This is a genomic window from Streptomyces sp. NPDC085927 (assembly GCF_044540975.1).
In the GTDB taxonomy this organism is placed as follows: domain Bacteria; phylum Actinomycetota; class Actinomycetes; order Streptomycetales; family Streptomycetaceae; genus Streptomyces; species Streptomyces hirsutus.
Genome location: NZ_JBITSN010000011.1, coordinates 183,091 through 190,875, shown reverse-complemented (window position 1 = coordinate 190,875; position 7,785 = coordinate 183,091). Strand labels below are relative to the sequence as shown.

Here is a 7,785-nt window from a genome sequence, read left to right as displayed (position 1 = left end):
CGGCCGCGCCGGGGGGGGGGGGGGGGGGGCGGGGGGGGGCGGGGGGCGGCGGGGGGGGGCGGGGGGGGGGGGGGGGCCGCCCCCGCCCCCCCCCCCCCCCCCCCCCCTCCCCGCGTGCCGCCCCGTCGGACGGGTCCTGATCAGTCCTCCGTCGACGCCGTGACCGAGGGCGACGGCTGCTGGGCCGCTGCCGCGGTCTTCTTCGCCGTCGTCTTCTTCGCAGCCGACTTGGTGGTCTTGGCGGCTGCCTTCTTGACCGTCGTCTTCTTGGCGGCGGTCTTCTTCGCCGTCGTCGTCTTCTTGGCCGTCGTCGCCTTCTTCGTGGCGGCCTTCTTGGCCGTGGCCTTCTTGGCCGTCGCGCGGGCGGTCTTCCTGGCCGGAGCCGTCTCCTCGGCGGCTTCCTCGACGGTCTCCGCCTCGGTGGCGACCGCTGCCGCCCCGTCCACCGGGGCCGCCTGGTCCGCCGTGGCCGACGGGACGACCACGACGGCCGCCTCCTCGGACGCGGTGGACACGGTCGGCTTGCGCACCGCGCGGCGGCGCGGGCGCGGCGGCGCGGCGGTCTCGGCCGCCGCCTCGGGCGCCTCGGCCGGGGACTGCCCGGCCACCGGCTCGGCCACCTGCTCGGGCTCCGGCGGGGCGGCCGTGGGAACGGTCTCCGTGACCGTCACCACCGCGGCCTCGGCGCCCGCCGGGGAACCGGCCGGCGCGGACACCTTGCGGGTGGCCCGGCGGCGCGTACGGCCCTTGGGAGCGGCCTCCTCGGCAGCGGGTGCCTCAGTGGGGGCCTCGACGACCGGGTCCTCGGCGGCGGCCGGTACGGCGTACGCCTCGGCGGCCGGCTCCGGCTGCACCGGACGCGCGGCTTCCTGCGCGGCCGTCGTGTCCTGAGCCGTCGGCACCTGGACCGACAGCTCCTCGGCGGTGGCCGCGTCCGTGGTCTCGGCGGCGGCCGGCTCGCGGCGGCGCTCCTCGCGCCTCGGGGCGCCCGCGGGGGCCGAGGCCCTCCGGCTGGTCCGGCGGCGGGTGCGTCCGCGGGTGGCCGCGGCCTCCGCCTCGGCGGCGCTGCTGTACAGCTCCTCGTCGGGGGTGTACTCGGGGGCCGGAAGCGCGACCGGCTCGGCGGCCTCGGCGGCGACCTCGGCCTCCGTCTCCGCTTCCGCCTCCTGCTCCGCCGTCGTGACGACGTCGGCCTCGTGCTCGTGGATGTGCTCCCCGGCCCCGGCCCGCGCCCGCTTCCTGCGCTTGCCGCCGCCTCCGGTGGAGGTGGGCTGGTCCAGGTGGACGATGACACCGCGCCCGTTGCAGTGGACGCAGGTCTCCGAGAACGACTCCAGCAGGCCCTGGCCGACCCGCTTGCGGGTCATCTGCACCAGGCCCAGCGAGGTCACCTCGGCGACCTGGTGCTTCGTACGGTCCCGGCCCAGGCACTCAAGCAGGCGCCGCAGCACCAGGTCCCGGTTGGACTCCAGGACCATGTCGATGAAGTCGATGACGATGATGCCGCCGAGGTCGCGCAGCCGCAGCTGGCGCACGATCTCCTCGGCCGCCTCCAGGTTGTTCCTGGTGACCGTCTCCTCGAGGTTGCCGCCCTGGCCGGTGAACTTGCCGGTGTTGACGTCGATGACGACCATCGCCTCGGTCCGGTCGATCACCAGCGAACCGCCGCTGGGCAGCCAGACCTTGCGGTCGAGCGCCTTGGCGAGCTGCTCGTCGATCCGGTACGTGGCGAAGACGTCGACCTCGCTGGTCCACTTCTGCAGCCGGTCGGCCAGGTCGGGCGCGACGTGCGCGACATACCCGTGGATGGTCTCCCAGGCCTCGTCGCCACTGACGATGACCTTGGAGAAGTCCTCGTTGAAGATGTCCCGCACGACCCGGACGGTCATGTCCGGCTCGCCGTACAGCAGCGTCGGCGCGTTCGAGCTGCCGCCGTTCCTGGACTTCTTCTTGATCTCCTCCCACTGCGCCTGCAGCCGCTCGACGTCACGGCGCAGCTCGTCCTCGCTCGCGCCCTCGGCGGCGGTGCGCACGATGACGCCCGCGTCCTCGGGGACGACCTTCTTGAGGATGGTCTTCAGCCGGGCCCGCTCGGTGTCGGGCAGCTTGCGGCTGATGCCGGTCATCGAGCCCTCGGGGACGTACACGAGGTAGCGGCCCGGGAGGGAGACCTGGCTGGTCAGACGGGCGCCCTTGTGGCCGATCGGGTCCTTCGTCACCTGGGCGAGGACCGACTGGCCGGACTTCAGCGCGGCCTCGATCCGGCGCGGGCCGTTGGCCATGCCCAGCGCCTCGAAGTTGACCTCACCGGCGTAGAGCACGGCGTTGCGGCCCTTGCCGATGTCGATGAAGGCGGCCTCCATCGACGGCAGCACGTTCTGCACCTTGCCGAGGTACACGTTGCCGACGTACGAGGTGGCCTGCTCCTTGTTGACGTAGTGCTCGACGAGCACGCCGTCCTCCAGGACGCCGATCTGCGTACGGTCGCCGTACTGCCGGACCACCATGACGCGCTCGACGGCCTCGCGGCGGGCCAGGAACTCGGCCTCGGTGATGATCGGGACGCGTCGGCGGCCCTGCTCGCGGCCTTCCCGGCGGCGCTGCTTCTTCGCCTCCAGACGGGTGGAGCCCTTGATGGACTGCACCTCGTCCGACGGCTCGGAGACCTTGCGCGGCTCACGGACCTTGACGACGGTGCGCTCGGGATCGTCGCCGGAGGCCTCGGCCTCGCCGCCACCGTCCCCGGCCCGGCGGCGCCGGCGACGACGGCGCCGGCTGCTGCTGGAGCCGCCCGCGGCGCCCGTGTCGTCACGGTCCTCGGCCGACTCGTCGGTGTCCTCCGCGTCGTCGGCGGATCCGTCGGCGGTGTCCTCGGTGTCGTGCTCGGCGTCGTCCTCGGGCTCGCCGCCCTCGGCGTCGGCCTCGGCGGACTCGCCGCGCCTGCGGCGACGGCCGCCCCGGCGGCGGCGCCGGCGGGAGCCGGGGCCCTCGTTCTCGTCCTGGTCGTCGTCCGCGTGGTCCTCGGCCTGCTCGTCGGCGTCCGCGTCGGCGTCCGTCGCGTCTTCGGTGCGGGCGTCGGGGGCGGGCTCGGCACGGGTGCTGCCGCCGGAAGCGGCCTGGGCGGCCGGTGCCGCCTCGGTCTCGTCGGCGGCGCCCCGGCGGCGGCGCCGGCGGCGGGAGGCGACGGGCTGCTCCTCAGGAAGCTCCTCGGTCTCCTCCGGATCGTCGGGCTCCACCACACCTGCGGCCTCGGCGGCCGCTTCGGCGGCGGCCCGCTCCGGGGTCTGGAACTGGGGCTCGGTGAACACGGGGGCCTGGAAGACGGCGACCGCGGGACGCGCGGGACGCTTCGTCGTCCCGGCCTCGGCGGCTTCGGCCGACCCTGCGGCGGGCCGGGCGGGCTCGGCGAACCCCGCGGCGGCCTTGCGGACCGCACGGCGACGGCGGCGCGGAGCGGCGTCCTCCGCGGCAGGCACCTCGGACGTCTCGGACGTCTCGGACGTCTCGGACGTCGCGGGGGTCTTCGGGGTCTCTCCGGTGGTCTCGCTCACGGGAGCCTTCGCCTCCTCGGCGGGGGAGGCGGCGGCCTCGGCGGACGGAGCGGCCTGACCGGCCTGCGCCGTCTCGGTGGTCGCGGGGGCGGAGGCACCACGCGAGGCACGACGCCGGGTACGGCGGGGAGCCGCGTCGTCGGCGACGGCGGTCCCGGCGGTGTCCGCGGTGTCGGAGGCAACCGCGGTGTCGGCGGTCTGCGGGCTGTCCGCGGTCACGGTGCTCTCGGCACTCGCGGCGCCGCGGTCCGGCTCGGTGGCCCCGGCGACGGTGGTCGTCGGCGAGGTCACGCGGCGCGTGGCACGACGGCGCGCACGCGGCGGGGCCGCTTCCGCGGCCGGCGCGGCGTCCGCGGCGGGCTCGGCTGCCGGAGCGTCCGGCGCGGCCGGGGTCCCGGTCGCCGGTACGACGGTCTCGGCGGCGTTCGCCACCTCCTGCTCGCCCGCGGAGGAGGCCGGGCGACGCGCCACGCGGCGGCGCCTGCGCGGAGCGGCGTCGTCCGTGTCGGCCGGCGCCTCGGCCCGGGCCGCCGCCGGCTCGGGTGTTGCGGCCGTTTCGGCCCCGGTGCCTTCCGCAGCCGCGAGCTCGTCGTTCTCGTCGAGCAGGTCGGCGGGCTCGGCGGCCGGTATGGCCGGAGCGGTCGTTTCGTCCGCCGTGCCGGAGGCCGTCGCGGGCGGGCCGGCGGGGCGGGAAGCGGCCCGGCGCCGGCGGCGCGGCGGCAGGGTGTCGCTGGGGCTGTTCGGTTCGGAGCCCTCTGTGGGCTCGGTCGGTTCGAGCATGCGGGGGTTTCTCCCGTCAGGCTCCCGGGCGCCGCACCTGGTCCGGCGATGCCGGTGACGTCCGCGGTTCGCGCGAAGCGCGGTTACCGCCGTCCGGGGCGCGGGCGCCGCACGGGAGCTCTCTGTGTCCTGTCTCGCCGGTTCCGTACACCGAATGCGCACGGCCTGGCGAAAGTCTTGTGGTGGGTGCGCTGCCCGACCCAGGTGGCTCCCGAGGTACGAGGGCGGCGCTACGACGTCCGTCCCTACGCGGAACCTTCCTTACGCCGGCACCGTCGCGGTGGCAGTGGCACCGGCCGGATGTGGCTCGGTCGCTGCTGCCTCGCGGTCGGGCGCGAGCGGGTCGGTCACCGTGCCGGTCTCTTCATCGAGCAGCCCCTGCGCCAGCCTGGTCACCGCTGCGGGGACCGGCGGCGCCAGATCGGCCACGGCGCGGAGACCGGACAGGACGTCGTCGGGTCGAACGGCAGGCGTCACGTGCCGAACAACCAGCCGCAGTATCGCACAGGGCCGACCGCTCGGCCTATCAGCCGGTGATGAGGGCGTTTCCACGCTCTCCAGTTCCACGACCGCGGAACGGGCGTCGAACGTACGGACGCCGTTCTTCGTCCGGCGCTGCACCTCGACGGTTTCCGCCGTGTTGAAGGCGTCCACCGCTCGGCGGGCCTCCTCGGCGTCGACGTCGTCCAGCCGCAGCTCCCACACCGAGGCCGTGAGCCGGTCGGCGAGCCCCGGGGTGCGGGCCTCGACCGCGTCCACGATGTCGAGGCCGGTGGGCAGCGACTCGTCGAGGAGCGTTCTGAGCAGTTCCGGGTCGCGCTCCTGGGTGAGCGCGATCTCGAGGTACTCCGCCTCACTGCCCGTACCGGTGGGTGCGGCATTGGCGTACGAGACCTTCGGATGCGGCGTGAACCCCGCCGAGTACGCCATCGGCACCTCGGCACGGCGCAGCGCGCGCTCGAAGGCACGCTGGAAGTCACGGTGGCTGGTGAACCGGAGGCGGCCGCGCTTGGTGTAGCGCAGTCGGATGCGCTGCACCGCGGGTGCGGGCGGCGGGCCTTCGGGCTGTCGCTTGCCCAGTGTCGTTCAGTCCTTCGTGAGTGCGGTCGTCCTGCTACCAAGAGTACGCGTGTCACCGCCGATAGGTTCCCGCCGGTTCTCGTCCCGTGCCGGGTGCTGTTCCCCGACGAGCACCCGGCGGAGGTCGGCGCGCGCCTGCCGCAGCGTCAGGCGCGCGGAGGCCAGGGACTGCCGGACGGCCCGTCCCACGGCACCCGCCGCCGCGGCGGCGGGCCGCAGCACCACGTCCCGCACCACGTGCCCCACCGGCGTCAGGACACGCGTGTACACCCAGCGCACCGGTTCCACGACGACCCACCGGAAAAGAGTCCTCAGGAACCGCCCCACCGCGAGCGAGACGTACCCGGCGACCCGCCAGGCATGCCCGAGGGCGTCCCAGATCTCCCGCCCGACGACGGCGAGCACCCGCCCGACCGGCACCAGAACCCAGCGCCACACGGCGAGCAGGGGCAGCACGAACAGGATCCGGGTGATCCAGTACAGAACCGTACCGATGCCGGTGACGAGCATGCCCGCCAGCCGTACCAGCCCCTTCACGCACCGGGCGACGGCATGCCCGACGGGCGTGAGCACCCACGTGTACAGCCACACGCAGGGCACGACGACGAGGTACCGCGCGAGCCGGGCGAGGACCGCGAACACCCCGAGTCCGATCGTGGCCAGGACTGCCACGATCCCGCGCACCACCCACGTCACCCCGTGCCCGAAGGGTGTCAGCACGCGCGCGTACAGCCACACCAGCGCCGACCCGACCGGCACGAGCACGTACCGGTACAGCCACCCGGCAGGCACGACGACCACCAGGTTCCCGAGCCAGGCGAGCGCTCCGCCGAGCGGCACGAGGACGTACCGCCACAGCCCCACCAGCGGCCACACGAAGACCGCGCGCCCGGCCCACAGCAGCGCCCGCCCGAGCGGCCGGAACACGGCGCGGCCCAGCCACCGCGCGGCGGCGGCACCCGCGTCCCACACCAGCCGCACCGGCAGGACCACGAGGAGGACGACGACACGCACCGGCAGGCGGATCGCCACGACCAGACACCCCTCACCCGCCTCCGGCTGCCGCGGCGGGGGCCGGTGTGCGGGCGGTGCCGTTCTCTCGGCGTCCTGCTTCTCCAGGTCCATGGAAGGGAGGACGCCCCGGCAGGCCATTCGGATGCACCGGCACCACCCCGCCCACACGAAGACCCGTAAATCTACAATGCTGTAGAAATCTGCTCTGGAGTGTCACCGCCGCGCGAACCCGCCGGCCCGCACGCACTGCGGGCATGGCGCGCGGCACGAAGGAGCAGATACAGCACGATGAACGACCACCCTGCCCCCACGGGCGCCATGCCCCGGCCCTTGCGTCACGTCCTGGCGCAGAGAGCCCGCGCCCTCACCGAGGCCCGCTGGTTCTCCCTGTCCGTCTTCACCCTGATCATCGCCAACGCGGTCCTGCTCGGAGCCGAGACCTACAGCGGACTCGCCCGCGACTGGCGCCACTGGTTACACCTCGCCGAACACCTCTGCCTCGCCGCCTTCACCATCGAGATAGCCGTACGCGCCTGCGCCCACGCCGACCGTCCCCGCGACTTCTTCCGCGATCCCTGGAACCTCTTCGACATGGCCGTCGTCGCCTGCGCGTTCCTGCCCCTCGTCCGCGAGAACACCACCGTCCTGCGCCTCCTGCGCCTCGCCCGCGTCCTGCGCACCGCCCGCTTCCTGCCCCAACTGCGCATCGTCATCGTGGCGGTGGCCCGCAGCCTGCCCGGCACCGTCAGCTTCCTGCTGGTGGGCACGCTCCTGCTGTACGTCTATGCCATGGTCGGCTGGGTCTTCTTCAGCGAGGCGAACCCGGGCCAGTACGGCTCACTCGGCCGCGCCGTCCTCACCCTCTTCCTGCTGATGACCCTGGACGGCCTCGGGGACGCGGTCCACGCGGGCCTGGAGATCTCCCGCTGGAGCATCGTCTACTACGCCTCCTACGTACTGATCGCCTCGTTCGTCCTGGTCAACGTCCTCATAGGAGTCGTCATCAGCTCCCTGGAGGAGGCCCGCGAACTGGAACGCGAACAGTCCCCCGCCCCTGACACTCCGTCCGCCCTTGCCCCTGCCCCGACGCCCCTCCCGGCCCCGGCTCCGGTCCCGAACCCCGACGTGGACCTGCGCACCCGCATCGCCGTCGCCAGAAGGGCCTTGGACGAGTTGGAAGCCGTCCTCCCACCCCTCCTCACCACCCACCCGCCCGAGCCGGCCCTCGCCCCCGCACCCGCACCCGCACCCGCACCCGATACGGCACACCCGTAACACCGCGTCCCCGTCGCGGGCCGCGAACGCCGGTGGGCCCACTCCGATGTTCCGGAGTGGGCCCACCGAACGGCTCAGGACGACG

Annotated in this window: 4 protein-coding genes; 1 reads left to right on the top strand and 3 read right to left on the bottom strand. The window is 74.2% G+C overall.

What is annotated here, in order from left to right; all coding sequences use genetic code 11:
• Positions 1 to 140: 140 nt before the first annotated feature.
• The 3 genes from ACIF80_RS26580 to ACIF80_RS26570 form a co-directional block, all read right to left on the bottom strand.
• Positions 141 to 4,331, bottom strand: coding sequence for a ribonuclease E/G (locus tag ACIF80_RS26580; protein WP_399809308.1), 4,191 nt, complete (start codon positions 4,329 to 4,331; stop codon positions 141 to 143).
• 261 nt (positions 4,332 to 4,592) lie between these two features.
• Positions 4,593 to 5,369, bottom strand: coding sequence for a TIGR03936 family radical SAM-associated protein (locus ACIF80_RS26575; protein ID WP_399809306.1), 777 nt, complete (start codon positions 5,367 to 5,369; stop codon positions 4,593 to 4,595).
• Positions 5,370 to 5,417: 48 nt separating this feature from the next.
• Positions 5,418 to 6,536: a hypothetical protein gene (locus tag ACIF80_RS26570; RefSeq protein WP_399809303.1), complete on the bottom strand. Its 1,119-nt coding sequence runs from the start codon at positions 6,534 to 6,536 to the stop codon at positions 5,418 to 5,420.
• 177 nt (positions 6,537 to 6,713) lie between these two features.
• Here ACIF80_RS26570 and ACIF80_RS26565 point away from each other — a divergent pair, with 177 nt between their 5' ends.
• Positions 6,714 to 7,700, top strand: coding sequence for an ion transporter (locus ACIF80_RS26565; RefSeq protein WP_399809301.1), 987 nt, complete (start codon positions 6,714 to 6,716; stop codon positions 7,698 to 7,700).
• The last annotated feature ends 85 nt before the right edge of the window (positions 7,701 to 7,785 follow it).

Bases quoted from the DNA above. Each gene is read 5' to 3' on its own strand.
- ACIF80_RS26580 (WP_399809308.1), bottom strand. From the start codon at position 4,331: ATGCTCGAACCGACCGAGCCCACAGAGGGCTCCGAACCGAACAGCCCC.
- ACIF80_RS26570 (WP_399809303.1), bottom strand. From the start codon at position 6,536: ATGGACCTGGAGAAGCAGGACGCCGAGAGAACGGCACCGCCCGCACAC.
- ACIF80_RS26565 (WP_399809301.1), top strand. From the start codon at position 6,714: ATGAACGACCACCCTGCCCCCACGGGCGCCATGCCCCGGCCCTTGCGT.